The organism is Halobacterium sp. KA-4 (assembly GCF_021028995.1).
Classification (GTDB): domain Archaea; phylum Halobacteriota; class Halobacteria; order Halobacteriales; family Halobacteriaceae; genus Halobacterium.
Genome location: NZ_JAJJZG010000006.1, coordinates 92,424 through 117,609 on the forward strand (window position 1 = coordinate 92,424; position 25,186 = coordinate 117,609).

General features: G+C 66.9%; 28 protein-coding genes. 8 read left to right on the forward strand and 20 right to left on the reverse strand.

What is annotated here, in order from left to right:
• Positions 1 to 28: 28 nt before the first annotated feature.
• The 3 genes from LPA44_RS08180 to LPA44_RS08190 are packed head-to-tail and all read left to right on the forward strand — an operon-like array spanning position 29 to position 1,586.
• Positions 29 to 673 (forward strand): hypothetical protein, encoded by a 645-nt coding sequence (locus tag LPA44_RS08180; protein WP_230889089.1) that lies wholly within the window; start codon positions 29 to 31, stop codon positions 671 to 673.
• Positions 670 to 1,335 (forward strand): hypothetical protein, encoded by a 666-nt coding sequence (locus LPA44_RS08185; RefSeq protein WP_230889090.1) that lies wholly within the window; start codon positions 670 to 672, stop codon positions 1,333 to 1,335. Before LPA44_RS08180 ends, LPA44_RS08185 begins: the two co-directional genes overlap by 4 nt.
• A 50-nt stretch (positions 1,336 to 1,385) precedes the next feature.
• The gene (locus LPA44_RS08190) at positions 1,386 to 1,586 is read left to right on the forward strand and encodes a dodecin (RefSeq protein ID WP_230889091.1); all 201 of its coding nucleotides are present in this window, start codon (positions 1,386 to 1,388) and stop codon (positions 1,584 to 1,586) included.
• Here the strand turns inward: LPA44_RS08190 and LPA44_RS08195 are convergent.
• From LPA44_RS08195 to LPA44_RS08215, 5 genes are all read right to left on the reverse strand, one after another.
• Entirely contained in the window at positions 1,583 to 1,948 is a 366-nt protein-coding gene (locus tag LPA44_RS08195; protein ID WP_230889092.1) for a HesB/IscA family protein, read from the reverse strand. The genes LPA44_RS08190 and LPA44_RS08195 overlap by 4 nt on opposite strands.
• A gap of 64 nt (positions 1,949 to 2,012) precedes the next feature.
• Positions 2,013 to 3,293 carry a histidinol dehydrogenase gene (hisD, locus tag LPA44_RS08200; protein WP_230889093.1) on the reverse strand — a complete coding sequence of 427 codons (1,281 nt, stop codon included), beginning with the start codon at positions 3,291 to 3,293 and terminating at the stop codon, positions 2,013 to 2,015.
• Positions 3,294 to 3,641: 348 nt separating this feature from the next.
• Positions 3,642 to 4,133 carry a DUF3368 domain-containing protein gene (locus LPA44_RS08205; protein WP_230889094.1) on the reverse strand — a complete coding sequence of 164 codons (492 nt, stop codon included), beginning with the start codon at positions 4,131 to 4,133 and terminating at the stop codon, positions 3,642 to 3,644.
• Positions 4,123 to 4,368 carry a UPF0175 family protein gene (locus LPA44_RS08210; protein ID WP_230889095.1) on the reverse strand — a complete coding sequence of 82 codons (246 nt, stop codon included), beginning with the start codon at positions 4,366 to 4,368 and terminating at the stop codon, positions 4,123 to 4,125. Before LPA44_RS08210 ends, LPA44_RS08205 begins: the two co-directional genes overlap by 11 nt.
• Before the next feature lie 438 nt (positions 4,369 to 4,806).
• Complete coding sequence (locus LPA44_RS08215; protein WP_230889096.1) at positions 4,807 to 5,034, reverse strand: hypothetical protein; 228 nt, start codon at positions 5,032 to 5,034, stop codon at positions 4,807 to 4,809.
• Positions 5,035 to 5,135: 101 nt separating this feature from the next.
• Between LPA44_RS08215 and LPA44_RS08220 the strand changes: the two genes are divergently transcribed.
• Complete coding sequence (locus LPA44_RS08220) at positions 5,136 to 6,083, forward strand: D-2-hydroxyacid dehydrogenase (RefSeq protein ID WP_230889097.1); 948 nt, start codon at positions 5,136 to 5,138, stop codon at positions 6,081 to 6,083.
• Here the strand turns inward: LPA44_RS08220 and LPA44_RS08225 are convergent.
• The 10 genes from LPA44_RS08225 to LPA44_RS08270 form a co-directional block, all read right to left on the reverse strand.
• Positions 6,080 to 6,904, reverse strand: a complete 825-nt coding sequence (locus LPA44_RS08225) for a hypothetical protein (protein ID WP_230889098.1) — start codon at positions 6,902 to 6,904, stop codon at positions 6,080 to 6,082. The two genes, LPA44_RS08220 and LPA44_RS08225, sit on opposite strands and share 4 nt — an antisense overlap.
• A gap of 45 nt (positions 6,905 to 6,949) precedes the next feature.
• Positions 6,950 to 7,981, reverse strand: a complete 1,032-nt coding sequence (gene asd, locus LPA44_RS08230) for an aspartate-semialdehyde dehydrogenase (protein WP_230889099.1) — start codon at positions 7,979 to 7,981, stop codon at positions 6,950 to 6,952.
• A gap of 82 nt (positions 7,982 to 8,063) precedes the next feature.
• Entirely contained in the window at positions 8,064 to 8,243 is a 180-nt protein-coding gene (locus LPA44_RS08235) for a 30S ribosomal protein S17e (RefSeq protein WP_059057270.1), read from the reverse strand.
• Positions 8,244 to 8,608: 365 nt separating this feature from the next.
• A complete protein-coding gene (locus LPA44_RS08240; RefSeq protein WP_230889100.1) occupies positions 8,609 to 9,592 on the reverse strand; it encodes a deoxyhypusine synthase in 984 nt (327 codons plus the stop codon).
• Between the two features lie 51 nt (positions 9,593 to 9,643).
• The gene (locus tag LPA44_RS08245) at positions 9,644 to 10,510 is read right to left on the reverse strand and encodes a hypothetical protein (RefSeq protein ID WP_230889101.1); all 867 of its coding nucleotides are present in this window, start codon (positions 10,508 to 10,510) and stop codon (positions 9,644 to 9,646) included.
• Between the two features lie 60 nt (positions 10,511 to 10,570).
• Positions 10,571 to 11,200, reverse strand: a complete 630-nt coding sequence (locus LPA44_RS08250) for a DUF447 domain-containing protein (RefSeq protein ID WP_230889102.1) — start codon at positions 11,198 to 11,200, stop codon at positions 10,571 to 10,573.
• Positions 11,193 to 12,029: a triphosphoribosyl-dephospho-CoA synthase gene (locus LPA44_RS08255; RefSeq protein ID WP_230889103.1), complete on the reverse strand. Its 837-nt coding sequence runs from the start codon at positions 12,027 to 12,029 to the stop codon at positions 11,193 to 11,195. The genes LPA44_RS08250 and LPA44_RS08255 overlap by 8 nt, the downstream gene beginning before the upstream one ends.
• The gene (locus tag LPA44_RS08260) at positions 12,026 to 12,757 is read right to left on the reverse strand and encodes a tRNA-dihydrouridine synthase (protein ID WP_230889104.1); all 732 of its coding nucleotides are present in this window, start codon (positions 12,755 to 12,757) and stop codon (positions 12,026 to 12,028) included. The genes LPA44_RS08255 and LPA44_RS08260 overlap by 4 nt, the downstream gene beginning before the upstream one ends.
• A gap of 64 nt (positions 12,758 to 12,821) precedes the next feature.
• Positions 12,822 to 13,829, reverse strand: a complete 1,008-nt coding sequence (gene cofD / locus LPA44_RS08265) for a 2-phospho-L-lactate transferase (RefSeq protein WP_230889105.1) — start codon at positions 13,827 to 13,829, stop codon at positions 12,822 to 12,824.
• A gap of 74 nt (positions 13,830 to 13,903) precedes the next feature.
• Complete coding sequence (locus LPA44_RS08270) at positions 13,904 to 14,674, reverse strand: DUF7537 family lipoprotein (protein ID WP_230889106.1); 771 nt, start codon at positions 14,672 to 14,674, stop codon at positions 13,904 to 13,906.
• A gap of 123 nt (positions 14,675 to 14,797) precedes the next feature.
• On the opposite strand from LPA44_RS08270, the gene LPA44_RS08275 reads away from it, so the two are divergent.
• The 3 genes from LPA44_RS08275 to LPA44_RS08285 all read left to right on the forward strand — a co-directional run bounded on the left by LPA44_RS08275 (position 14,798) and on the right by LPA44_RS08285 (position 17,677).
• Positions 14,798 to 16,024 carry an HD domain-containing protein gene (locus LPA44_RS08275; RefSeq protein ID WP_230889107.1) on the forward strand — a complete coding sequence of 409 codons (1,227 nt, stop codon included), beginning with the start codon at positions 14,798 to 14,800 and terminating at the stop codon, positions 16,022 to 16,024.
• Between the two features lie 116 nt (positions 16,025 to 16,140).
• Positions 16,141 to 17,172 carry an amidohydrolase family protein gene (locus tag LPA44_RS08280; RefSeq protein WP_230889108.1) on the forward strand — a complete coding sequence of 344 codons (1,032 nt, stop codon included), beginning with the start codon at positions 16,141 to 16,143 and terminating at the stop codon, positions 17,170 to 17,172.
• Positions 17,173 to 17,230: 58 nt separating this feature from the next.
• Positions 17,231 to 17,677, forward strand: coding sequence for a universal stress protein (locus tag LPA44_RS08285; RefSeq protein WP_230889109.1), 447 nt, complete (start codon positions 17,231 to 17,233; stop codon positions 17,675 to 17,677).
• Here the strand turns inward: LPA44_RS08285 and LPA44_RS08290 are convergent.
• Positions 17,674 to 18,624 (reverse strand): biotin--[acetyl-CoA-carboxylase] ligase, encoded by a 951-nt coding sequence (locus LPA44_RS08290; RefSeq protein ID WP_230889110.1) that lies wholly within the window; start codon positions 18,622 to 18,624, stop codon positions 17,674 to 17,676. The genes LPA44_RS08285 and LPA44_RS08290 overlap by 4 nt on opposite strands.
• A gap of 199 nt (positions 18,625 to 18,823) precedes the next feature.
• Here LPA44_RS08290 and LPA44_RS18065 point away from each other — a divergent pair, with 199 nt between their 5' ends.
• A complete protein-coding gene (locus LPA44_RS18065) occupies positions 18,824 to 18,958 on the forward strand; it encodes a DUF7503 family protein (protein WP_269069879.1) in 135 nt (44 codons plus the stop codon).
• Here the strand turns inward: LPA44_RS18065 and LPA44_RS08295 are convergent.
• The 4 genes from LPA44_RS08295 to LPA44_RS08310 all read right to left on the reverse strand — a co-directional run bounded on the left by LPA44_RS08295 (position 18,955) and on the right by LPA44_RS08310 (position 25,124).
• Complete coding sequence (locus LPA44_RS08295; protein ID WP_230889111.1) at positions 18,955 to 21,036, reverse strand: hypothetical protein; 2,082 nt, start codon at positions 21,034 to 21,036, stop codon at positions 18,955 to 18,957. The genes LPA44_RS18065 and LPA44_RS08295 overlap by 4 nt on opposite strands.
• 344 nt (positions 21,037 to 21,380) lie before the next feature.
• Positions 21,381 to 23,210 carry an acetyl-CoA carboxylase biotin carboxylase subunit gene (locus LPA44_RS08300; protein WP_230889112.1) on the reverse strand — a complete coding sequence of 610 codons (1,830 nt, stop codon included), beginning with the start codon at positions 23,208 to 23,210 and terminating at the stop codon, positions 21,381 to 21,383.
• Between the two features lie 112 nt (positions 23,211 to 23,322).
• Positions 23,323 to 23,580 carry an acc operon protein gene (locus LPA44_RS08305; RefSeq protein WP_230889113.1) on the reverse strand — a complete coding sequence of 86 codons (258 nt, stop codon included), beginning with the start codon at positions 23,578 to 23,580 and terminating at the stop codon, positions 23,323 to 23,325.
• Positions 23,580 to 25,124 (reverse strand): acyl-CoA carboxylase subunit beta, encoded by a 1,545-nt coding sequence (locus LPA44_RS08310; protein ID WP_442903374.1) that lies wholly within the window; start codon positions 25,122 to 25,124, stop codon positions 23,580 to 23,582. The genes LPA44_RS08305 and LPA44_RS08310 overlap by 1 nt, the downstream gene beginning before the upstream one ends.
• Positions 25,125 to 25,186: the final 62 nt, after the last annotated feature.

Consider the following 25,186-nt stretch of genomic DNA (forward strand, 5'->3'; position numbering starts at 1 on the left):
TGTTAGGCGGGCGCCGAGATAGGTAATCGTGGCCCGCAACTCACGCCTCGCCGCGCTCGTCAGAGCCGAGCGCGCGAACGCCGCGCTCTCGTGGCTGCTCGTCACGGTCGTCGCCGCGTCAGTCGTCGCGAGCGTGCCCAACGACCCCGTCTGGGTCGTGTTCGCGCTCGTCACCGCCACGGTCGCCGTCCTCCCACCAATGGCGTTCGAGGACGCCCGCGCGATGCTCCCGTGGGAAGTGCTCGCGCTCGCTGCACTCCCCACTGTCGGCCGGGCGCTCGCGGCCCCCGGGCTGACCAGCGACCTGTCGACCTACGTCGGGGTGGCCGCGCTTGCGCTCGTCGTCGCCGTCGAACTCGATGTCTTCACGCACGTCCGCCTCGCGAACTGGTTCTCGGTCGTCTTCGTCGTCGTCGCGACGATGGCGACGGCGGGCTTCCTCGCCGTGCTCGGCTGGCTCTCGGACCTCGCCGTCGGCACCGCGTTCGTCCTCCCTGCGGAGCCGCCGCTGACCGTCGCACAGGAACACGCCGCCGTGACCGCGCTCGTGAAGGATTTCATCGCGGCGACGGTCGCGGGCGTGCTCGCCGCGGTGGTGTTCGTCTGGTACTTCCGGCGGCGCGCGGACGCCAGCCTCCGGCTCCCCGCGGAACTGGAGGTGGTCGTTGAGTGAAACTCCGCGACCGCCTCGGCATCTCCGAGCGCCGCCAGCGACAGGCCACGCGCGGGATGCAACTCGCGCTCGCGGCGTTCACGGCCGTCGGCGTCCTCACGTGGAACGTCGCCGTCACCGTCAACGCGGCCGCCGCGCTCGCGGTCACACACCTCCCGGCGGTGCTCGAACGCGACTACAGCATCCCGATGGACGCCGGCCTCACGCTGTGGATTACGACCGCGGTGTTCCTACACGTGCTCGGCACGCTCGGCGTCCCCGGCGTCACCGACCAGTTCTACGGCCCGAACCCGCCGCTCTGGTGGGACCACCTCACGCACTTCCTCTCCTCGACGGTGGTCGCTGCGGCCGGCTACGCCACCGTGCGCGCGATCGATGAACACCACGACGACGTCGCGTTCCCACCGAACTTTACGTTCGTCTTCGTTGTCCTGTTCGTGATGGCGCTGGGCGTGCTCTGGGAGATACTGGAGTACGCTGCGTGGACGCTCGGCGATGCCGTCGGCGCGACCGTGCTCACCATCTACGGCGTCGACGACGTCACGCTCGACCTCGCGTTCAACACCATCGGCGCGGTCGTCGTCGGCGTCTGGGGGACCGCGTACCTCGGCGACGTCACCGACGCCATCCGCGCCAACATCGAGGACGCCGCCAGCGAGTGACCTGTATCTAGCGAGTAACTTTATCCGGTTCGCTGGAAAACTGTCGGGCGATGGTATTCAAGAAGATTCGACTCATCGGGACCAGCGAGGAGAGCTTCGACGCCGCCGCGGAGGACGCAATCGACCGCGCGGAGGACACCCTGGACAACGTGAAGTGGGCGGAAGTCGTCGAACAGGGCGTCGAAATCGCCAGCGTCGAGAACCGACAGTACCAGGTCGAAGTGGAAATCGCCTTCGAGTTGGAGAACTAGGTTCGGAAGGACTCGCCGCAGCCGCACTCACTCTCGACGTTCGGGTTCTGGACGTGGAAGCCAGCCCCCTGCAGGCCGCCCTCGAAGGCGAGTTGGCTGCCACCGACGTAGTTCAGGCTGGATTGGTCGACGAACAGTCGGATGCCGTTGCTCTCGAAAATCTGGTCCTCGGGCTCGGGCTCGGGTTCGAAGCGCATCCCGTAGGAGAGCCCCGCGCAGCCGCCCTGCTGGACGTACAGCCGCAGGCCGGCCTCCGAGACGTCCATGTCTTCGCCCTCCATGAGCTCGCGGGCCTGCTCGGCCGCGGGCTCCGTGGCGGTGACCACCGTGTCTCCGTCCCCGTTCTCGACGGTCGCGCTCATGTCGAATACATTCGGGGGCCGCAGTCATAAGCGTGGTGCCACCCCACAGGGCCGCCGCGACCAGTTACTCGTCGTCCTCGAAGCGCGCGTCCACGCTGGCCGCGTGCGCATCGAGGCCTTCCGCCTCCGCGAGCGTCGTCACGGTCCCCCGGAGGTCCGCGAGCGCGCTCTCGTCGAGGCGCTGAACGGTCGTCGACCGGAGGAACGTGTCCACGGAGAGCCCGCCGGCGACCTTCGCCTTCCCATTCGTCGGGAGCACGTGATTTGTCCCGGTAGCGTAGTCGCCCGCCGCGACGGGCGCGTACGGCCCGAGGAACACCGAGCCCGCGGAGTCGATGCGGTCCAGGAGTTCCTCGTCGTTCGCCGCTTGAATCGAGAGGTGTTCGGCGGCGTACTCCTCGGCGAACAGCACGCCCTCGCTCATCGAGCGCGCGACGAACACGCCGCTGGCGTCGTTGTCGAGGGCGTCCCGAATCGTTTCCGTGCGCTCGCGGTCGTCGATGCGCGCCTCGATTTCCTCGCAGACCGCGTCGGCGGTCGCCTCGTCGTCGGTGACGACGACGACGCTGGAGTCGGGGTCGTGCTCGGCCTGCGCGAGCACGTCAGCGGCGACGTAGCCGGGGTCGGCGGTTTCGTCGGCGACCACCAGTAGTTCCGAGGGACCGGCGAGGAAGTCGATGTCCACGTCGCCCCGGACTTTGGCTTTCGCTGCGGTGACGAATTTGTTGCCCGGCCCGACGATTTTCTGCACGCGGTCCACGGTCTCGGTCCCGTACGCCAGCGCCGCGACGGCCTGCGCGCCACCGGAGGCGTACACGCGATCCGCGCCTGCGACGTGCATCGCCGCCATTGTCACCGGGTTCAGTTCCTCGGCGGGCGGCGTCGCGACCGCGACCTGTTCGACGCCCGCGACCTTCGCGGGAATCACGCCCATCAACACTGAGGAGGGGTACGCCGCGGTGCCGCCGGGCGCGTACACGCCGACGCGCTCGATGGGGCGGAACCGCCGCCCGAGTTCGCGGCCCTCGGAGAACTCGCGCCGCCAGTCCTCGGGCGTCTGTGCCTCGTGGAACTCCCGAACGTTCGCGGCGGCCGCCTCGATGGCCTCGCGGGTCTCGTCATCGAGTTCCTCGTACGCGCGCTCGGCTTCGTCCGTGACGTCGACGTTCCCCAGTTCCACGTCGTCGAACTCGCTGGCGTACTGGCGCAGCGCCACGTCGCCTTCCTCGCGGACGCGCTCAACGATGTCCCGGACCGTCGACCGGACCGACTCAACGCCGGCCATGCGCTCGAACAGCGCGCGGCGGCGGTCCGGCCCGAGGTCCGCAACGGCTTCGTAGTCCATACGCGCCGTAGGGGCGGCCGGCGAAAAGGCGTTTCCATCCCGTGAGTCCACGTGGCCGGGTGAATCACCGGAAGAGCGCGATACACCTTCGGGTTCGCTGGCCTCCGCGGGACGCACGAGAACGTCATCTATCGGTTGACGACGGGCTTCAAGTCCGCTTAAAACGACTGAGAGCGTACGCCGACCTGTTCACCCTCGAACAAAGTTCAGAGTCGTCTAATCACGTGAGTACGCAATCGGAAAATGTGCGCCCGCGACACTACCGGGCAACAATCTACTAGTAGGCACAGTGAAGGTGGAGCAGGCCGCTTAACACGCGGAAGCTCCCGCTCGTAAGAGATGCGGCGACTACTCGTCGGCCTCGGAGAGCACTTGTGCGTACAAATCGTCGGAGATCCAGAACCCGGCTTCGCGGAGAGCGTCAAGTTCACTCTTCAAATCAACCTCACCGGTCTTCGATCCCCGGAGTAGGACTCCAATAACGCCAGTGATGTCCAAATCGTGTCTGCGGGCGACACGTCGACCGTCACGCTCGTCGAGCAAAACGAGGTCGGTATCGTGTTCGACCGCATAGCAGATTGCCGCTGTCTCCCCCAGATCGAGTTCGTGAAAAATCTCAACGAACAGATCTGAACGCTCCACTTCGACGATGCGCAGAACTCCGTCGTCTCGCAAACCTCGGAGGGCTTCCAAGCCGTCATCCCCTTCAGTGAGTTCACTCCAGACCTGCCGTGGAACCGTAACGCCGGAGAACTGCACTTCGAGGAGATCGAGCCGGTCGATGAGCGCGAGATTCAGGAGTGGGGAGGTATCCGAGACGACCAGCCCACTATTCGGCATAGTCGAGGTCTTCGCTGAGCTCTCGTTCGCCGTAGTGGCGCGGAATCTCGCGTTCCCCGAGAATCTCGTGGAACTCCTGTTTTGACAGCTCCGCTAGCGCACGCGCTTTCCCGAAAGAGAGGACACCACGGGCGTACAGCGAGACCGCCAACTCCCGCTTCATCGCGGACGGCCGCTCCCCCTCCGGAAGTTGCAACGCCTCGTAGACGTCATCATCGATCTCTATCGTCGCCATACGTGAAATAGGCGTACGCGAGTCTTGAGTGTTTGGCCAAGTTCCCGGGAGGACACAGCGCGCGCTACAGAAGGTCGAAATGTACGCCCGCGACACTAACGACCGACCTCATCCGTGGGCGGCGTGCCCCGTTGGCCGGGAAACCCTCGTGGCGGGCGGGCGGCTTCTACGAAGCCGCCAATTGCCGAAGCGGCGATAGCCGCTGAGGCGGGAGTGCTCTACGAGCACTCCGAGTGTCGTGACGGCGTAAGCCGTCGATTGCTGAGCCGGCGTCAACCGGCTCGCTACGTGGTGTGTGACGCCACCAACCGGGCAGCCGTCGGGCTGCCGGAGTGTCGCACGCCGGGGTTCTCCGAGCGGTCATCGCGTCCGCATGGACAGACTCGGCTGGGGACAAACGGCGCGCACAGAGTCGTAGGCGGCCGCGTAGAAAGAGGGTTACGCCTCTGCCGTCTCGGTGAGTGCGTACACCTGTTCTTTGGTCTCGCAGAGCCCGCAGACGCATTCGGCGAGGCCGGCGGCGTCGAGTTCCGCGAGCGCGTCCGCAGCGTCGGCTTCCGAGAGGCGTGCCTCCTCGGCCACTTCGGCCGGGGAGAGCGGGCCGCAGTTGTCGAGCACGACGCGCGCGAGTTTCGCCGCGCACGACAGTGCCTCGGACTCACTCATCACTTCCGCGTAGTTGACACGAGCCAAAAACCCTTCGTAAAGCGGCGAGTAGGGTCCCCGTCGCACAACGCTTAGGGTGGTCGCCGCCGACGAGCGAGGCGATGCCAGACATCACAGTACTGCGGACGGGTGCCCATGGCACCCCGATGTCGGAGTACGCCGCCGCGTTGCGCGACCGCCTTCCCGAGCAGGACATCGCGCTCGCACGGACGCCGGCCGACGAGCGCGAACTCGTCGCGGACGCTCGCGTGGTGACGGGCTGCGACATCGACGAGGACCTGCTCGCGCGAGCCCAGGAACTGGAGTTGTTCGCTGGCGCGTACGCAGGCTACGAGCACCTGCCGCTGGACGCGTTCCAGTCCCGAGACATCGCCGTGACGAACGCCGCGGGCGTGCACGCGCCGAGCGCCGCCGAGCAAGTGCTCGGGTACGTGTTGACGTTCGCGCGCAGCCTCCACGAGGGGTGGCGACGCCAGCAGAACCGCGAGTTCCGCCACTATCAGGCGTACGAACTGAAGGATTCAACGGTGACCGTCGTCGGCCTCGGCGCCATCGGGCAGGGTATCGTCAAGCGCCTTCAGGGGTTCGACGTGGACACCATCGGCGTGCGATACACGCCCGAGAAGGGCGGACCCACGGATGAGGTCATCGGCTTCGACGACAAGGCTCTCCACGACGCGTTCGCGCGCACCGACTACCTCGTGCTGGCGTGCCCGCTCACAGACACCACACGAAACCTCGTCGACCGGGAAGCACTCGACACGCTACCGCCGGAGAGCGTGCTCGTGAACGTCGCGCGCGGCGGCGTCGCCGACACGGACGACCTCGTCTCTGCGCTTCGTTCGGAGGATATCCGCGGCGCCGCGCTCGACGTCACCGACCCCGAGCCGCTGCCTGAAGACCACCCGCTGTGGTCGCTCGAAAACGTCGTCGTGACGCCCCACACGGCCGGCCAGACCCCCCAGTACTGGGACCGACTCGCGGACATTCTTGCGACGAACGTTCCGCGCCTCGGCACCGACGAGGAACTGCGCAACCGCGTCGCCTAACCCTCGACGTAGCCCAGCCAGACGAACAGCAGGCCGAAGAACCCCGCGAACACCGCGACATAGCCGCCGATTATCGTCGCGTCGCCGGATGCGGTGAGCGCGAAGTACGCGAACGCCGCGGCGAGCGCGAACGACCCCACGCCGAACGCGTACAGCGTCCGCGTAATCGTCGGGTTCCGGGAGTTCGTCGGCGGTTCCGCCTCGCTCGACTCGATGGCGGTCCGGATACGGTCGGCGTCCTCGCGGGGAACCGTGACGATTCGTGGGTCGGACGCGCTCGTGGCGCCGTCGTGATAGCGAACGCGCAGCACCGAAACCGGCCCGATGTCGTACTGGCGGACGCCGTCGACAACTGCCAGTGACACCTCGCGGTCGTTCGCTTCGAAGACGCCCTCGGCTGTGTCCACGTAGCCATCGCTCCGGAGCGCCGCGGCGACTGGGAGACAGACGAAGACGGCGACGAGGATGCAGGCGTAGACGACCTGCGACGGGACATTGAGTGCGAGGAGGGCGCCGAGGAACGCGGCCCACCCGACGCTCGCAACGAGCAGTTCGCGTGCTGAGAAGAAGTCGTGGAGGCCACCATTCTCGCTGTGCGCGAGCGCGGTGTGGGTCGCCAGCCGGCGCGCGCCGAGCAGGCCGAACGCCAACAAGAGCGCGAGGATGGCGAACTCGCCCGCGAGCAGAGAACTTCCGACGACGAACACTGCGAGCGCGGCCACGAGCACGAACAGCCCGCCGATAGCACCGAACGCGGCGAGAGCGAGCGTGCGCAGCAGCCGGCTCGTCTCCGCGGTGTACGTCCACTCGACGTGCGTCACGACCGAGGGTTCGCGCGAAGGGGAGTTAAAACGAGAGGTGGCGTCTCAGACCCAGCCTTCGCTGGCGAGCAGTTCGCCGTTGAGGAGGCTGGCGCCCGCAGCGCCACGGATCGTGTTGTGTGCGAGGCAGTTGTACTGGATGCCTGTGTCGGTCTCCTGGATGCCGCCGGCTGCGACCGCCATCCCGCCGCCGAGCATGCGGTCGAGGCGCGGCTGCGGGCGGTCGGGCTCCTCGAAGACGTGCACGAGCTGGTCGGGCGCGCTCGGCAGGTCCAGCGTTGGCGCGTTCTCGAACGCGTCGGCGACTTCCGCGGGCGTCGGCTCATCCCGGGTCTCCACGAAGACGTTCTCCAGGTGGCCGTCCAGCGTCGGGATGCGGTTGCAAGAGGCTGAGACGCTGGCGTCGTGCCAGGAGACCTCGGTGTCCGTGAATTCGCCGAGGAGTTTGCGGGACTCAGTCTCCATCTTCGCTTCCTCGCCGCCGATGTGCGGGACCGCGTTGTCGATGATTTCCATCGACGTCACGCCCGAGTAGCCCGCGCCCGACACCGCCTGCAGCGTCGAGACGTGGACGCGTTCGAGGCCGAACTGGCGCAGCGCGGCGAGCGTCGGCACCATCGTAATCGTCGAACAGTTCGGGTTCTTCACGAGCGCGCCGTCCCACCCACGTTCGTCGCGCTGCACGTCGATGAGGTCGAGGTGGTCGGCGTTCACTTCCGGAATCACGAGCGGCACGTCGTCGGCCGCCCGGTCGTTACTGGAGTTCGAGGAGACGACAAAGCCGGCCTCGCAGAGCGCGGGTTCGACGCGCTCGCCGACGCTGGAGGGCAGCGCGGAGAACAGGAGGTCGGTGTCGTCGGGAATCTCCTCGGGGTCGGTGTCGTGGACCTCGACGTCCGCCACGTCCTCGGGAATCGGCGTGTCGAGTCGCCACTTCGCTGCTTCGCGGTATCGTTTCCCTGCGCTCTCCGGGCTCGCGGTGAGTACTGAGAGTTCGAACTCCGGGTGGCCGTCCAGCAACTGAATAAATCGCTGGCCGACCGCGCCAGTCGCTCCGAGTACGCCGACAGATGTCATACCCTACTCTCAGAACCGGGTAGTGAAACCCCTTCGGGTCGTGGAAAATTCGGCACGTTCCCCGGCGCACGCCGCAGGAAAACTACTCGCGCTTGTGCGTGATGTAGCCCGCGATGCGGTTGCGGACCGGCTTCGACTCGACGTTCGTGAGCTCGGTGACGGCTTCCTTGTTGTGCTCGAAGTCTTCGCGGCTGAACGCGTCGGGGTATCGCTCCATGAGGATGTTCCCCGTCTTCTTGACGTAGTCGGGCTTGATGGCCATACGGTCTGGTTCATTCGCCGTGCGTTAAAAGGATTCGTTTCACGAGCACGACTCGGCTTCTGGAGGTGTGCCCTGAGTAAGGGATGTTACCGTCTTCGGCACCTCGAAAGCCCCCGTGCTGTCGACTCCCAGGACTCGCTGTGCTCCTCGGCCTACGGCCTGCGGTGCTTGGGTTCGTCAGCAGCATGGTCCCTTTCAGCCCACCAGTTACCGGCTGCCCAACCGGATACGGGCGGACTGAAAGGGATGGGTCGCTGAACCCGGTCCCGACGACGCAAGCACGGACTGGAGCTCATCGAGTCGCGGACGGTTCAGTGAGCCGGGGCTTTCGAGGAGAACGAGCCGAAGAAATCAGTTATGGCGCGCTACTCCGAATCGTGCTCGAACGCACCGGCGACGAGCAGCGGGAAGACGAGCGTCGCTTCCGCCTCGATCTGGGTATAGTTGGTCTCGGTTTCGTCCTTGATTTTCCCCCAGGAAACGGCTTCCTCGGGCGGGGCGCCCGACAACGAGCCGTCGCCCTCCATACCGGTGGAGATATAGACGGCGTACTCGGCGCCGCCGCGGAAGAGGTTCGTCATGATGGCGTGGTGTTTCGGGACGCCGTCGCCGACCGCGATGAGTCCCGTGGTGTCCGCGAGCAGCCCCTCCTCGATGAGGGAGTCGTAGTCGTCGACGATTTCGATGCCGACGTCGGAGTCGTACCCCTGCCGGTAGTAGTAGAGGAAGTTCCCGATTTCGGCGTCCGTGAGTGCCGGACAGAACACGGGGACGTCCTGGTCGGCTGCGTTCTTCAGGACGGAATCCTCGTCGTCTAAGGTCTCGCCGAGTTCCTTCGCGAATTCGGTGGGCGTGCGGACCTTCTCCTCGGCGAAGAAGTCCTCGAAGAAGTCGTAGAGGTACTCCTCGAGCCAAACGTAGCGGTCCGAGGGGACGAAGATATTGCCGAGGCGGTTGATGCCCTCCTCGCGGAGCGCGGCCTCATCGGCGTCCCACTCGCCCATCTTGAACGGCTTCGCGGTCTTGATGACGTCCTCGGTCAGCGATCCGGAGGTGGTGATGATGACGTCGACGTGACCCTCGCGGACGAGGTGCGCGACGACTTCCCGGAGCCCCGAGGAAATGATGTTCGACGTGAACGTCAGGTAGACGGTGGCGTCATCGTCCTGCATGTCCCGCACGATGTCGACGCCCTCAGCGAGATGTGTCGCCTGGAAGCCCGTTGTCGCGTACGCGTCCAGCATGTCGAAGAAGTCGAAGTCCCCGCGGAAGTCGTACCCGCGGACATCCTCGGTGTCCAGCTCGCCGTCCGAGCCCGGGAGGACGTTGTCGCGTGTCTCGTCGGTCATGCCACCGGCTAGTGGCCGCGCGAATTTGAACGTCCCGACATCGAATCAGGACTACTCGGGCGCCACGAACCGGACCGTCTGTACGCGCTCGCCCTGCGTCCAGTCGAGGCGGTACTCGCCGTCGGATTCGCCGTCGCCGACGCTCTCCTCACCCGGCTCTCGGCCGTTGTCGTGTGTTATCTCCCAGGTGACCGTCTCGGTGGCGGGAATCTCGCGATTCTCGACGGCGACCGGCGCGTATGCCACCCGAATGTCGACGGCGTTGACGCCACCGACGAACCGCGTGTCGCGGTCACCGTCGTTCGTCACCTCGAACCCGATGGTGGACGTCCCAGCGGGCTGTTCCTCGGGAACCTGCCAGTCGAGGGAGAGTTCCGGCGCAGGGTTCTCGAGGCGGTCGCGGACGCGGTCCGCGACCGGCCACTCCTGGCTGCCCAGCGTCAGGCCGGTGTGCTCGGCGGCTATCTCGGCCGGCAACTCGAAGACCAGCCAGCCGGCGCCCCGGTCGGCGGTGTACCGGTCGCTGGACTCGCTGGCGCGCCAGAGGGTCGCTCCCGACCCCGTCTCGACGCCCGGCGACACTACCCGTCCGCCGTACCGGAACCCGAACGCCGACCGCTCCGGCGGGTCGCCGTCGGTGACCTCGACCTTGTAGAACACGTACTGATTGCCGTCGCCGACGATGCCGACGGAGTCGATGCCCATGAACGCGACGCCGGGCTGGATACGGTCGACGCTCGCGTCGACGGTGGCGTCGAAGACGGACGTCTGCTCGGTCGTCGATTCGTCGGTGGTCGGGTCAGTGGTCGTCTGGATAGGCGCGGAGCCAGTTCCAGCGTCGTCAGTGTCGCCGAGACAGCCGGCGAATCCCGCCGACAGGAGTCCAGCACCCGACGCGAGGAGGGCACGTCGTCGCATACCCACAACTTTCGACGGCCCGGGTAAGTGCTTTGTCGACGTCGAACTGGGCCACCCGCATCACCACTCGCCGTCGACATGCTCGCGCACTCGCTGAATGGCCTCGCGTTCGCGCTCGCCGCCGCACTTGCGCGCGACGTCAGCGAAGAACCGCAGGCGCTCGCGCAGCGTCTCGGTGTCGTAAGCGGGCACGTCCAGCCGCGAGGCCGCCACCGTCGCCTCCACAACCGCGTTGAATCCGCGGTTTATCGTGGCCGGCGACGCCCGCACGACTTCGCTCTCGACGGGGCGGAGTTCCCAGTACTCGCGCTGCGTGCCGTCGTCCTCGTCCGTCCCGACGTGTTCGACTTCCACCTCGACCCACGCGTCCGCCGCGTCGAGCACGCGCTCGCGCTCCTCACGAATCGAGAGCGCAGCGTCCACGAACATGACGGGGTCGGAAACGAACTGGACGTAGCCGCCACCCTCGCGGTGGAAGTTACGGCGCGTGCGCGTGTTCCCCCACGTCGTTGCCGTCGCCGCACCTCCGTCCTCGGGCGCTGCTCGCGACTCACGAGCGTCGCCGCTCGCTCGTTCGGCGCCTGCGGACGCCTGCACCCCCAGCGCGGCGACGTTCCACAGGTCGTTGGGCCCGCGCGTCGTCACGACCGTCTCCGTCGTTCCGCGCAGCGCGACGGGCCACTCAGCCATGGACGGATACCCCACGTTCGAGCGCGACGAACACCGCGGCGGCGGTGAGGTCCGCGGTCGTCCCGGGGTTGATACCTCGCTCCACGAGGTCGTCGGCGAACTCCCGGACTTCCTCGGTGTCGGCGCGCTGCAGGGAGAGCGCGCGCTCTTGGACCTCGCGAGCGACGCCCTCGTCGTGCTCGGTGACGACGAGCGTGTCGAGTTCCTCGGCCAGCAGCGTGAGGAATGCCGAGGCGGCGCGGTCGGTGAGCGGCCCGCGCTCGGCCTCGATGCGGGCGGCCGCGCGGAAGACGCGCGGGAAGCCCTGCAGCCACTCGCGTGCGTTGGCGTCGTGGTCGGTGCTGAGTTCCATCACGTCCTCGAGCGTGAGGTCGCGTTCACGGAGCGCGGGAATCGCGGCCGCGCCGCGGCGCGCGTCCAGCACGTCGATACCCTTGGGCGGGTCCGGTACCGCGACCTCGGCGTGCTCGAACGCGCGGTAGAACGCTTCGGCGTCCGCGACGGTCGTCGCCTCGACGACCTCGGTGACGCCGTCGGGCGAGAGGTCGTCGCGGCTCGCGGCGCGCACGAGCGGCGTCAACAACAGCAGGCAGCCGAACTGCGTGTTCGTGCTGCTGCCGTCGGCCATCCCAGCGACCGCCGTCTCGAACGCGTCGCCGACTGGGCCGTCCTCCGCGGCTTCGAGACCGTCGCGCGCGCCGACCGCGCCGGCGAGGAACTGCTCGAAGTGGAGGTCCGCGAGGTCACGCTCGCGGTCGACGTTCCCGGGTTTCGGCGTGCCCGCGACCTCCACGAGCAACGCGAGTTCGCCGTGCTCGGCTGGCGTCACAGGAACCACTCCTTGACCGCAGCGTACACAGATTTGACTTTCTCGGGGTCGCGGCTCGGCCGGCCGACGCTGACCGCGTCCGCGCCGTACGCGAGGTACTCGAAGACGTCCTCCCGGTCGCGGACGCCGTTGTTCGCGACGACGAAGCAGTCCGTGGCCTCGGCGACGTCGCGGACGACGCGCCGCGAGTCCATCGCGTCCACGTGAATCGCGTCGGCGCCCGCGCGCTCGATGGCTTTCGCGAGCGTCGGCAAGTGGACGCCGTCGACTTCCGCGCGGACTTTCACGGACACCGCCGCGCCCGCGTCGCTTGCAGCCTCGACCTGCTCGCAGAGCCGGTTGGTGTCCCGGAGCAGCGCTTCGCCAGCGCCGACGTTGCACATCTCGTCCTGCCGGCAGTGCGCGTTCACTTCGAGTATCGCGTCGTGGTTAGCGCAGACCGTCGCAGCCTCGCGCAGCGGGTTGAGTTCGACCGCGCGAACGTTCATGCCAGCGCGCAGGAACGTGTCGTCGAGTTCGGCGAGCTGGTCGTCGACGAACGCGATTGGGTCCGCGGGGAGGAACTCCTCGCGGTCGCGTTCGACCATTTCGCGAGCGGCGTCGCGGGTCGGTTCGTCGATGGCGATGCCGCCGAGGAAGGCTGCGCCCGCGGGACGCGCGCAGGCTTCCGCCCACTCGGCGTCGGACTCGCCGCTCAGACTGGCGAGCGCGACGCGCGGCGCGAACATCAGGCCACCTCCCCGTTCGCGCGCTCGCCGCTCAGACTGGCGAGCGCGACGCGCGGCGCGAACATCAGGCCACCTCCCCGTTCGCGCGCTCGACGGCCCGCTGGCACGCGCGAGCGACGCGCTCGGCGTCCGCTTCGTCATTCATCTCGGTGTCGGTGCGCACGACCGTCCGGTCGAGGCTCGTGCTGTCGGCGTCGTCGAGCACGAACGCGTCCGCGAACGGGTAGGCGTCCGCGACGCCTGCTGTCGACGGCTCGTAGCCGACTGCGTCCATCAGTTTCGCCGCGGGCCCGGAGAACACCTCGTCCTCGACGAACGGCGAGACGGCGACCACTGTGGACTCCCGGAGCGCCTCGCGCACGCCGTCGAGGACGAGCATCGGTCCGATGCTCGTGACGGGATTCGAGGGGCCGATAATCACGGGGCCGTCGCGGAGCGCGTCGAGGGCGGCGTCCGCGGGTGCGGCGTCCTCCGCGCCCCGGAACTCCACGTCCTCGACTGCGGGGTCACCGTTCTCCGCGACCCAGAACGCCTGGAAGTGCAGTTCGCGGTCGGGCGTGTGGACGATGGTCGCGACGGGGTCGTCGCTCATCGGCACGACGTCGGCCGTGAGGTCGAACGCGTCCGCGAGCGTCCGCGTGACCTCGGTGAGAGAGTCGCCTTCGTCGAGGAGGCTGGTGCGGAGGACGTGGACTGCGCGGTCGCGGTCGCCGATGAACATGAACTCCGAGGCCCCCGAAAAGCGCCGCCAGCGCGCGAGGTCGCGGCCCGCCGTCTGTCGGTCGTCGGGAAGGTAGCGCGGGCCGGGTTCGATGCCGGCGTTCCGCGAGATGTCCGTGAGGTAGTCGTGCGTCGTCGCGTCGTCGCCTTCAATGCCCCACCACGTCTCGCGGTCTAGTACGTCGCCGCCTTCGAAGAGCACGGTGTCGACGTCGGGGCAGACGAGCAGGCCGCCGAGTTCCACGTCGTCGCCGGTGTTCGCGACGACCGTGAGTTCGGCGGGGTCGAAGACCTCGCGGCCGCCCGCGAGGAGTTTGGGGGTGCCCGTCCCCCCGGCGAGGAACGTCGTCATGGCTCGTCGTCGGAGCGCAGTCCGGTAAACCCTTGCGTCACCGGAGTACGAACGCAGAAGTAGACCGGAGCGAATCAGGCGGAGGTGTTCGCGCGCGCCTCGTCGAGCCACACGGGCTCGGAGACGGTCGTCGAGCCGACGTCGACGTACTGCTGCTCGGTGGCGACGCTGGCCTCGCCGTTGCTCGTGGACACCGTCAGCGAGTAGCCGAACTGCTTCACGAGGCCGTCGTCGGTGACGTAGACCTGCGCGCTCATGCTCGTAACGTTCTCCGTGTCGAGGCTGGAGAAGCCGGGCGCGGACTGGTTGAGGTCCTCGACGCCGCTGGCCTCGTAGACGTAGGTCTCGGTGCCGTCGATAGTCTCAGTGCCCGTGTGGGAGAACGAGAACGCCCCGACGAACGAGGCGAGTTGGCTACCGGCCAACTGGGACGTGTTCGGGCTCTGCTGGGGGACCGTGTACTGGGTCTGGCCGGACGCCATCGAGATGCGCTGGTACGCCGTGCCGTTCCCGAAGCCGTACTGCTCGATGGTCTGCCCGCTGGCTTCCTGTCGGGAGAAGTACGCGGCCGTGGCGAGGTCGACCGCGGTCGAGGACTCGACGCCGAACGACTGGTTGCCCTGCGTCTGGTTCGACGTCGAGACGAGCGTGAACGAGCCGGCGTCGCGGACGACCGACTCGTGGGCCTGTGCGACCGTCTGGGCGTCCAGCGGCGAGTCGTACACTGGGTCGCCGCCGGCTGCTGTCGTCTCGGGCGCGGTCGTCGCGCCGCCGTTCCCGCCGGCGCTACAGCCGGCGAACACGAGGAGGGCTGCGACGGCGACAGCCGCAATCTGTTTTCGCATGCCACCGGATTCGGCGGGCGAGCGGAAAACCCCTCCGAACGCGGCCACAGTAGCGGACGCAACCGTCAGCCCGCAGACGGCCGGGCCACGGGTTTTTAGGCGAGAACGTCGAACGCCCGCGTAATGATGACCATCAAGGACAGCGTCCACGACCACATCGAGGTCGAGGGCGTCGCCGCGGACCTCCTCGACACGCCGCCGGTCCAGCGGCTCCGCCGCATCAAGCAGTTGGGCACTGTCGCGCTCGTCTATCCCTCCGCGAACCACACGCGCTTCGAGCACTCCCTGGGCGTCTTCCACCTCGCCGACCGCGCGCTCGACCACCTCGACATCGCCGGCCAGCGCGCGGACCGCGTGCGCGCCGCCGCCATTCTCCACGACGTCGGCCACAGCCCGTACAGCCACAACATCGAGGGCGTCGTCGCCCGTCGTACCGGGAAAGAACACGACGACGTCGACGAACTCGTCACCGAGGGTCGCGTCGCCGCCGTCCTCGACAACCACGACGTCGACCCCGAGGAGGTCACGGCGCTGATTCGCGGCGACGGCGAACTCGCCCAACTCGTCGCGGGAGAGTTGGACGTCGACCGGATGGACTACCTCGTGCGGGACGCCCACCATACCGGCGTCCCCTACGGCACTATCGACCACGGCCGCCTCGTCCGCGAGTTGACGTTCATCGACGGTGACCTTGTACTCGACGAGGGCAACGTCCAGAGTGCCGAATCCCTGCTGTTGGCGCGCGCGCTGATGAATCCGACCGTCTACAGCCACCACGTCGCCCGCATCAGCAAGTCGATGCTACGGCGCGGCACCGAAGCCCTCCTCGGCACCGCGGAAATCGACGCCGAGCAGCTCCGGCGCATGGACGACCACGAGCTCTCCGTCGCGCTGCGCAGCCACGAGCAGAGCCAACAGTTCGGCCGCCGGCTCGTCGAGCGCGACCTGTACAAGCGCGCCGTCTGGGCGGAGATGGGCGACGTTAGCGACGCCCTCCTCGACGCCGACCACGACGAAGTCCGCAACTTCGAGGAACAGGTCGCGGCGGACGCCAACGTCGATCCTGACGCCGTCGTCCTCGACGTGCCGGGAAGGCCGTCGATGCGCGAATCTACGACAGGCGTGCTCGTCGGCGGCGAAGTCCGGCGGCTGGACGAACAGTCCACGCTCGTCCGCGCGCTCCAGGTGGCCCAGCGCGAACAGTGGCGTCTTGGCGTCTACGCTCCCGAATCGCACGTCGAAGCCGTCGGGCAGGCCGCCGAGCGCGTGCTCGGCCTCGAAACCGACGGCGCGCTCATCAGCGACGTGAACACGCCCGGGCGGTACGCGTCGCTGGCAGAGTTCGAGTAGCGTGGCGAGCGAAGCGAGCCACGTTAACGCGAGCGGGGAGCGTAGCGACCCGCGAGCAGCGTGCCCGACCCGCCGCGTCGAGTAACCTTCACGGTACCAGAGGTGTACCTCCCGGTATGGAACTCTCCGGTACCGTCCTCTGGGGCGAGGACTACGAGCCCGTAGAGGGAACGCTCGTCGTCGAGGACGGCGAAGTCGTCCGACTGGACGAGGAGTTGACGGACTCCGAGGACATCGTGTTGCCGGCGTTCGTGAACGCACACACGCACCTCGGCGACTCCATCGCGAAGGAGGCGGGGCGCGGGCTCACGCTCGAAGAACTCGTCGCGCCGCCGGACGGCCTGAAGCACCAGTTGCTCCGCGAAGCGAGCCACGAGGAACTTGTCGCAGGGATGCGCCGCAGCCTCCAATTCATGCACCAGACGGGCACGACGCGCACGCTCGAATTCCGGGAGGGTGGCGTCGAGGGCGTGCACGCGCTCCGCGAGGCCGCCGAAGGGACTGGCGTCGACCCGTTCATCTTCGGCCGGGAAACCCCTGAAGTCCTCGACGTCGCGGACGGGTTCGGCGCGAGCGGCGCGGCGGACGGCGAGTTCGGGCGCGAGCGCAATGCCGCCCGGGACGCCGGGAAGCCGTTCGCCATCCACGCCGGCGAGGTGGACTCGCGGGACATCAACCCCGCTATCGACCTCGACCCGGACCTGCTTGTGCACATGGTGCACGCCGAGGAGCTGCACCTCGACCGCGTGGAGGACAACCAGATTCCGGTCGCGGTGTGCCCGCGCTCGAATCTCGTGACGGACGTCGGCCTGCCGCCCGTCAGCGACCTGCTCGACCGCACGACGGTCGCGCTCGGCACGGACAACGTGATGACGAACAGCCCATCGATGTTCCGCGAGATGGCGTTCGCGTCGAAGCTCTTCGACGTCTCCGCCCCCGACGTGCTACGGATGGCAACCCGCGCGGGCGCCGAAGCAATCGGGGAGAACCACGGCGTCCTCGAAGCCGGCCGCGAAGCCCGACTACTCGTGCTCGACGGCGATTCGGACAACCTCACGGGCGTCCGCGACCCGGTCCGTGCGGTCGTGCGCCGCGCCGGCGCTAGCGACGTGAAGCGGGTCGTCACGCCCGAATCGCTAGCGGAGTAGCCGCAAGTCGGGAATCCGCCCCGAAAGTTAAGCCACTCCCCGACAATCGCTAACACACATGGGCCGCTACGAGCGCATCCTCGTCCCGACCGATGGTAGCGAGGAGACACGGGAGGCGGTCGAGCACGCCATCGACCTCGCCGCCGAACACGACGCGACCATCCACGCGTTGTACGTCGTCAATTCCGCGAGCTTCTCCGGACTCCCGATGGAGTCCTCGTGGGAGAGCGTCGCCGCGATGATGAACGAAGAGGGGCTAGCCGCGCTCGACGAAGTCGAGGACATCGCCACCGACCGCGGCATCCCCGTCGAGCGCGCGCTCGTCGACGGCAACCCCAGCCGGGAAATCGTCCGGTACGCCGAGGACAAGGACTGCGATCTCGTCGTGATGGGGACGCACGGCCGCGGTGGCATCGACCGGCTGCTACTCGGAAGCGTCACGGAGAAAGTCGTCCGGTCGTCATCGGTGCCGGTGTTGACGGTGCGCGTCGACAGCGAGGACTAACCGCCGTCCGCGGGCCGGAGATGCTGGCAGTCCCCGGCGTGGACGACTTTTCTTCCATCCGCTGTTTCGACGACGAGTGCACCGTGCTCGGTCACGTCCACGGCGTCGCCGACGACGTCGCCATTCGCGGTTTCGACGCGCACGCGCTGCCCGAGCGTCGCTGCGCGGTCCCGCCACGCATCGAGGACCGCGTCAGGGTCGTCGCGGACTTCGTGGAACCGTTCGAGGACGCGCTGGACGAACACGCGACGCTCCACGTCGCCTGCTTCGGCGCGCACGCTCGTCGCATCTGGTCCTAGTTCCTCGGGGTCGACGTTGACGTTCACGCCGACGCCGACGACCACCCACGAGACGCGACTGGCTTCGCCCTTCATCTCCGTAAGCACGCCAGCAAGCTTGTCACCGCCCCGTTCCGCATCCTCGCGTGGCACGATGCAGTCGTTTGGCCACTTGATAGCGGCGTCCACGCCAGCTTCGAGGGCGGCGTCGGTGACTGCAACTGCGGCCGCGAGCGTCACCAGCGGAGCGCGCGCAGGTGGGACGTCCGGCCGGAGCACGAGACTCATCCAGACGCCGCCTGAGGGCGACGACCACTCGCGGCCGCGCCGCCCGCGCCCGCCGGTTTGCTGGTCCGCGAGCACCACGACGTCGCTGGCGCCCTCAATGGCGAGTTCCCGCGCGCGGTCGTTCGTGCTCGGGAGGTCGTCGTAGTACTCCACATCGAACGGCGCGTCCAGTCCGAATTCGACGGCTTCCGCGCCGTACTCGGGGACACCTGCAAGCGTGTACCCCTCGGATGCGCTCTCGACCTCGAAGCCAGCCTCGCGGAGCGCTTCGACATGCTTCCAGACTGCGGTCCGCGAGATGCCGTGGTCCTCGGCAAGCGCGGGACCCGTAACCGGACCGTCAGCGAGCGCGTCCAGAACCGCACGGCGCGTCTCATTCATCGCGGTGAGTTACCCGCTACGCCAGCAAAAGTCCCACCATTTGCGGGAAAGACTGAAGAAACGGGCTTAGGGTGCTGAAACGGGTGTTCCGAGGAGGTTGTTGTCACCACTGAATTTACTACGAGTAATTTTCCTATATTTTATTTCTGTTATCTTCAAATAAATTGAATATAACCCGGGAGTATGGTGTAGGTAGACGATGACAGACAGTAAGTTCACGCAGTTCCTCAAGGACAACCCGCGAATGATCGGCGTGCTGTTCAGCCTGATGGTGTTCCTGTCAAGCACGGGGGCGGCCGCCGCGGCCCACGGAACCACGACGAGCGGCCCCTAATCGAGTTCGTTCTGCAGCAGTTCGTCACTCCATGTGAGTTCACCGTCGAACAGCACTGGGACCACGCCACGGTTGAAGAACTCCCGCAGGTCACTCACCGTCACGTCGAATGTATCGATGACACCGGAGTTCAGGTACTGCTTTGTGTTCTTCTTGATGTGAGGGAGGTACAGCGACCCGATGGACGACCGGGGGGTTGGATAGCCCCGTATCGTGAACTCGTAGCCCTCCGCGGTCCTCGTGAGTTCGGTCGAAACCGGCGTCCCATCCTTGCTCTGCACGAGCTGGAGGGTGCCGTCGCCGATGGTGATGTACTTGCTCCCGAACAGCGTCACGTTTCGTGCGACTGACAGCCCCGCTTGCAGTGTGAAGCCGTTGTTTAGTAAGCGGGCGAGAGCACGTCCGATACGAACCGCGGGGTCGTTGCTGATGTTCGCGAGCGTGACGATGCCGCCGTAGCTCCCACGTTCGACGAGTGCGTCACCCTGCTCGTAGGACTTGCAGGCGTTCAGCAGGAACGCGTCAACGTTGACCGCTTCTAAAGTCCGCGCGTCGAACATCCCATCCGTGCACTGGAAGCCGCCCTTGTCGACGTGACCGATATAGTGTAGGAAATCCGTGTTTTTTCGGAGGACATCCGCGAACTGCTCGCCGGTGAGGTCGTAGTGGACGGTGATGTCAAACTCGAAGATGTCCCTTGTACCATAGAACTTCTCGACGATGTCCTCCTCGTCCATCTCGTCCTCGTTGCAGACGATGTCAATACTGATGGAATCCTGCTCGCGGGCAGGCCGGTCGAGCCGGCGGAGGTATGATTCCACTCGCGTCTTACTCGCGCCGAGCGGGAACTCCTCCGCAATCCACGCGTGCTCAATAGCGCCCGTCTCGTCGGGCTTGACAACGTTCGACCAGTCGGTCGCGGACTCCGTCTCCGAGGTACTCCGCACCGTCGCGCCGTCCGTGCGGTAGAACTCGGTCAGTTCCTCGGGTTCGTCGTGGACTTCCGGCTCCTCATCGTCCTCGGGGATGCGGACTGTCGCGAGTTCGTTCGCGACGAACGGCAGTGTCTCGACGTGGTCCGGGTCGGGATCGATGTCTGCGGTCAGCTTCCACTGGGGGATGTTGGGGTCGGTGACGTCGTAGGGAACGTCGAGGTACGTGCGGATCCGCTCCGCAGAAGTCGCCTCGTAAACGGCCGCGAGGTCGATCGGGAGGTCGTCTTCGACCGCCGCGCGCTCGTGGAGGTCGACCTCGTAGAACCCCTCAGTTCGGGTGACACAGTCGAGGAAAAAGACGTGCTTGAGCAGCTTCGAGACTTCGGCCTCGAAGCCGCGCTCCGTGTCGAGGTCGTAGCGTTCGCCACCGGCGTCGAGGACGCGCTCGTCTCCAGGAACAACGTCGGCACCGAGGTAGTACGCTAGTGAACTTACGCGGAAGAGGTCGCCGTAGTCGCGTGGAATCTCGATGGTGACACCGGTCTCGGGGCGCTCGAATACGTCCGGCGCATCAAAGCCGTCGCCGCGCTCGATGAGCGGCGGGTGGCCGCGGAGCGTCGGGAAGGACCGCTCCGGCGACGTAGTCTTGAGCGCCGAACTGCTGAGCGCAACCGCGCGCATCGCATCCTCGACGTCGTCGCCGATCGTAATCGACCCGGCGGGTGATTCGTGGAGTGAACGTACACCCAACTGGAACGTGGCCGCTTCGTCGAAGTCGACGTGCGTCGTGTTCTCCGACCAGTGGACAGAGAATCCGCTCTCGACCACGATTTGGAGTTTCATCGGCCCGAGCGGCAAGTCCAGCGAGTACCAGCCCGGGGGTCGTTCGGTGTCTCGCTGGTTCACGGACTCACTGACCATCGTCCCCGTGTCGTCCCACAGATAAACGTTCACCAGCCGCGGAATCTCCAGTTCTCCGGCTGTGACGGTGACGGCGTTGTCCACCGGGAGGACGAACTGTTCGGTGTCCGTCTCGACGGGGTCGACCACCCGGTCAGTGTACAGCTCGAACTGCGCGTTCTCGATTGGGTCGCGCACGAGGAGGCCGTCCGGGTTGACCAGCGGCTCGAACTCCGGTCTCATCGCTGCACCTGCTCGGGGCGTGGCCGACGTGGTTCGGTCAGGCGCTCGCTACACGAGCGCGCAGTCCGGGGCGTCGACCGAATCGGTTCGCGGCTGGGGGTGTCGTCTGCCATGGCACTGGTGTCGCGTCGCAGTACCGGACTGTCGCAGGCGCGACGATTAGTCTGACCGGTGGCGAGAACCGTCGCCGCCGCGACGAACGATAGCGTGGCTCGCCGGCTTCGCCAACGATAGGCTGCTGACAAATCAACGAGCGTCCACGGCTCGTCGCACGACGACGCCGCCACCCTCGGCATTATGTCACAGAGGGATAGAACAGGTAATAAAAATTCGGGCGTCGGTAGTTAGTCGATGACGACGAGCACGTCGCCCATGTCGACACTGTCGCCCTCCTCGACCGCCACCCGCGTGACGGTCCCCCCGTGGGAGGCCACCACGTCGTTCTCCATCTTCATCGCTTCCAGCACCACGAGCACGTCCCCTGGTTCGATCTCGTCGCCCTCCTCGACGTCCACTGAGAGAATCGTCCCCTGCATCTCGGACTCGACGGTTTCGCCGCCGCCCTCGACGACCGTCTCGGACTCCTCGCCGCCACCCGCGGGCTCTGGTGGTCCGCCGGCACCGCTCTCGGCCCCGCCGACGGCGAGTTGGGCTGCGCCGCGCTCCTCGAGTTCGACCTCGAAGCGCTTGCCGTTGACCTCGATGGTGAAGTCGCGCTCGACGACGTCCTCCTCGCGCTCGGCCCCCACTGGCTCCGTGCCCCACTGCTGTTGGGCCTCGTCGATGCGCTCGGGGTCGAGGTGCTCGTCGAGGTACTTCGTCGTGTGCGTGCCGCCGACGAACGCGTTGTCGGTGAGCATTAGCCGGTGGAACGGCACGATGGTCGGGATGCCCTCGATGTCGTACTCGGCGAGCGCGCGCTGTGAGCGCGCGATACACTCCTCCCGGTCGCTCCCCGCTACGATGAGTTTCGCGACCATCGAGTCGTAGTCGGTGACCAACTCGTCACCCTGCCGGAGCGCGTCATCAACCCGCACGCCGATGCCGCCCGGCGGGTCGTACGTCTCTAGGCTCCCGCCGGTCGCGGGCGCGAAGTCGTCCGCGGCGTTCTCGGCGTTGATGCGGTACTCAACGGCGTGCCCCTCGAGTTCGACGTCGGACTGCGCGAAGTCCAGTTCCTCGCCGGCCGCGACCCGGAGCTGGTACTTCACGATATCGATGCCCGTCAACGCTTCCGTGACGGTGTGTTCGACCTGAATCCGGGTGTTCACTTCCAGAAAGTAGAACTCCGCATCCGCGTCGAGCAACTCGCCCGCCTCCCGCTCGGGGTCGTCCTCCACGAGGAACTCGAACGTCCCCGCGTTCGTGTAGCCCGCGGCGTCCGCGCCGCGGCGCGCGGCCTCCCCGATTTCCTCGCGGAGGTCGTCCGTGAGCGCGGGACTCGGGCCCTCCTCGATGACCTTCTGGTGGCGGCGTTGCAGCGAGCAGTCCCGCTCCCCGAGGTGGCGGACGTTGCCCTGCTCGTCGGCGACGATTTGGACCTCGATGTGGCGCGGGTTCTGCAGGTAGCGTTCGAGATAGACGTTGTCGTTGTCGAAGTACGCCTCACCCTCGCGCTTCGCGGACTCGAACTGCTCGTCGGCCTCGTCGGCGCTGTGGACGATTTTCATGCCACGGCCGCCGCCGCCGCCCTCCGCCTTGATGGCGACGGGATAGCCGTGCTCGTCACCGAACGCCTCGACCTCCGCGGCGGACTCGGCAGGCTCGGTCGTACCGGGAACGATGGGAACGTCGGCCGCACGCATCGTCTGTCGGGCCTTCGTCTTCTCGCCGAGTTGTTCCATCGAGTCGGCCGACGGGCCGACCCACGTCACACCCTCCGTCGCTTCGACCTTCCCGGCGAAATCGGCGTTCTCCGCGAGGAAGCCGTAGCCGGGGTGGATCGCGTCCGCGTCGGCCTGCTGGGCGGCGTCGATGATGGCCTCGTGGTCGAGGTACGAGTCCGCCGCGCGGGCGGGGCCGACGTTGTAGGCTTCGTCCGCGTACCGGACGTGACCCGAGTGCTTGTCGGCGTCGCTGTAGACGGCGACCGTCTCGATACCGAGTTCCTCGCACGCCCGCATCACGCGGACGGCGATTTCGCCGCGGTTCGCGACGAGAACCTTCTCGAACATTCTTGGGAGACCGTTCTGCGGACGCCCTACTGATACTGTCGGTTCTAAACCGTCCACTACGTGGCACAGTCCGGTTTACAAACGGTCGCACTCGGAGAACGAGAACCTTGCCTCAGAACCGGTCCCTGCGGCCCGCTGCCGTCCACGGGTCCGTCGGCGCGCCGTCGGGCACGCGGTCGGCGTGCCCGTCGACGGCTTCGAGGCGGCCCGCGAACGTCCACTTCTCGCCGTCCCACGACTCCTCGCCGCCTTCAGCGGCCGCGGCTTCGGCTTCGAGGCGCGCGAGGTGCGCGCTCACAGCGGCCGCGATGGCGGCGGCCTCCGCCTCGGTCGCGTCGTCGGGGACGGAGATGTCGTAGTCAGCGGCCATTACAGCGGGATGTTGCCGTGTTTCTTGTCGGGCGACTCCTCGCGCTTGCTCGCCAGCATCTCCAAGTCCTGAATCAACCGCGGCCGCGTCTCCGTCGGCTCGATGACGGCGTCGAGGTAGCCGCGGTCCGCGGCCGTGTACGGGTTGGCGAACTCCTCGCGGTACTCGTCGATGAGCTGGTCGCGGAGCTCGTCCGGATTCTCCGCGTCGTCGAGCTCCTCCCGGTAGAGGACGTTCACCGCACCCTTCGGCCCCATCACCGCGATTTCGGCGGTCGGCCACGCATAGTTGACGTCCGCGCCGAGGTGCTTGGACGCCATCACGTCGTACGCGCCCCCGTAGGCCTTCCGCGTGATCACCGTCAAGAGGGGGACGCTGGCCTCCGAGTACGCGTAGAGGAGTTTCGCGCCGTGGCGGATGATGCCGTTGTGCTCCTGGTCGGTGCCCGGCATGAACCCGGGGACGTCGACGAACGTGACGATGGGGATGTTGAACGAGTCGCAGAATCGGACGAACCGGCTGGCCTTCTCGGAGGCCTGGATGTCGAGGGTGCCCGCGCTCACGCGGGGCTGGTTAGCGACCACGCCGACCGACCGGCCGTCCAGGCGCGCGAACCCGACGACCATGTTCTTCGCGTAGTTCTCCTGCACCTCGAAGAAGGAGTTCTCGTCCACGACGCTGCCCACCACGTCGGTCATGTCGTAGGGCTTGCGGGGTTCGTCCGGGACGATCGTTTCGAGGGCGTCGTCGCGGCGCTCGGGGTCGTCGTAGGGTTCGACCCTAGGCGGGTCCTCGACGTTGTTCTGGGGGAGATAGGAGAGTAGGCGCTTGATGTTGTCGAGGGCTTCCTCCTCGCTGTCGCAGGCGAAGTGCGCGACGCCGGACTCCGAGGAGTGGGTGGTCGCGCCGCCGAGTTCCTCGAAGCCGACCTGTTCGCCGGTGACCGTCTCGATGACGTCGGGGCCGGTGATGAACATGTGGCTGGTGTCTTTCACCATGAAGATGAAGTCCGTAATCGCGGGACTGTAGACCGCGCCGCCCGCGCACGGCCCCATAATGGCCGAAATCTGGGGGACGACACCACTTGCTTTCTCGTTTCGCGTGAAGATTTCCGCGAACCCGCCGAGGGCGTCGACGCCCTCCTGGATGCGGGCGCCGGCGGAGTCGTTGAGCCCGATGACGGGCGCGCCGACCTCCACGGCCTTGTCCATGACCTTCGTCACTTTCTCGGCGAACACCTCGCCGAGGCTGCCGCCGAAGACGGTGAAGTCGTGGGCGAACACGAAGACGGTGCGGCCGTTCACCTCGCCGTAGCCCGTGACCACGCCGTCCCCGGGGAGCTGTTTCTCCTCCATGCCGAAGTTGTGGCTGCGGTGGGTGCGCAGCTGGTCGAACTCGTTGAACGTGTCGTCGTCGAGGAAGTAGTCGATGCGCTCCCGGGCGGTCATCTTCCCCTTGTCGTGTTGGGACTCGATTCGGTCCTCGCCGCCGCCGAGGAGTGCGCGTTCGGTCTTCTCGCGCAGTTCCTCGATGCGCTCTTCCATCGTCATCTGATTGTGCCTTCGTTTCCCCACCGGCGGCAAAAGGATTCCGAGACGACCGCAAC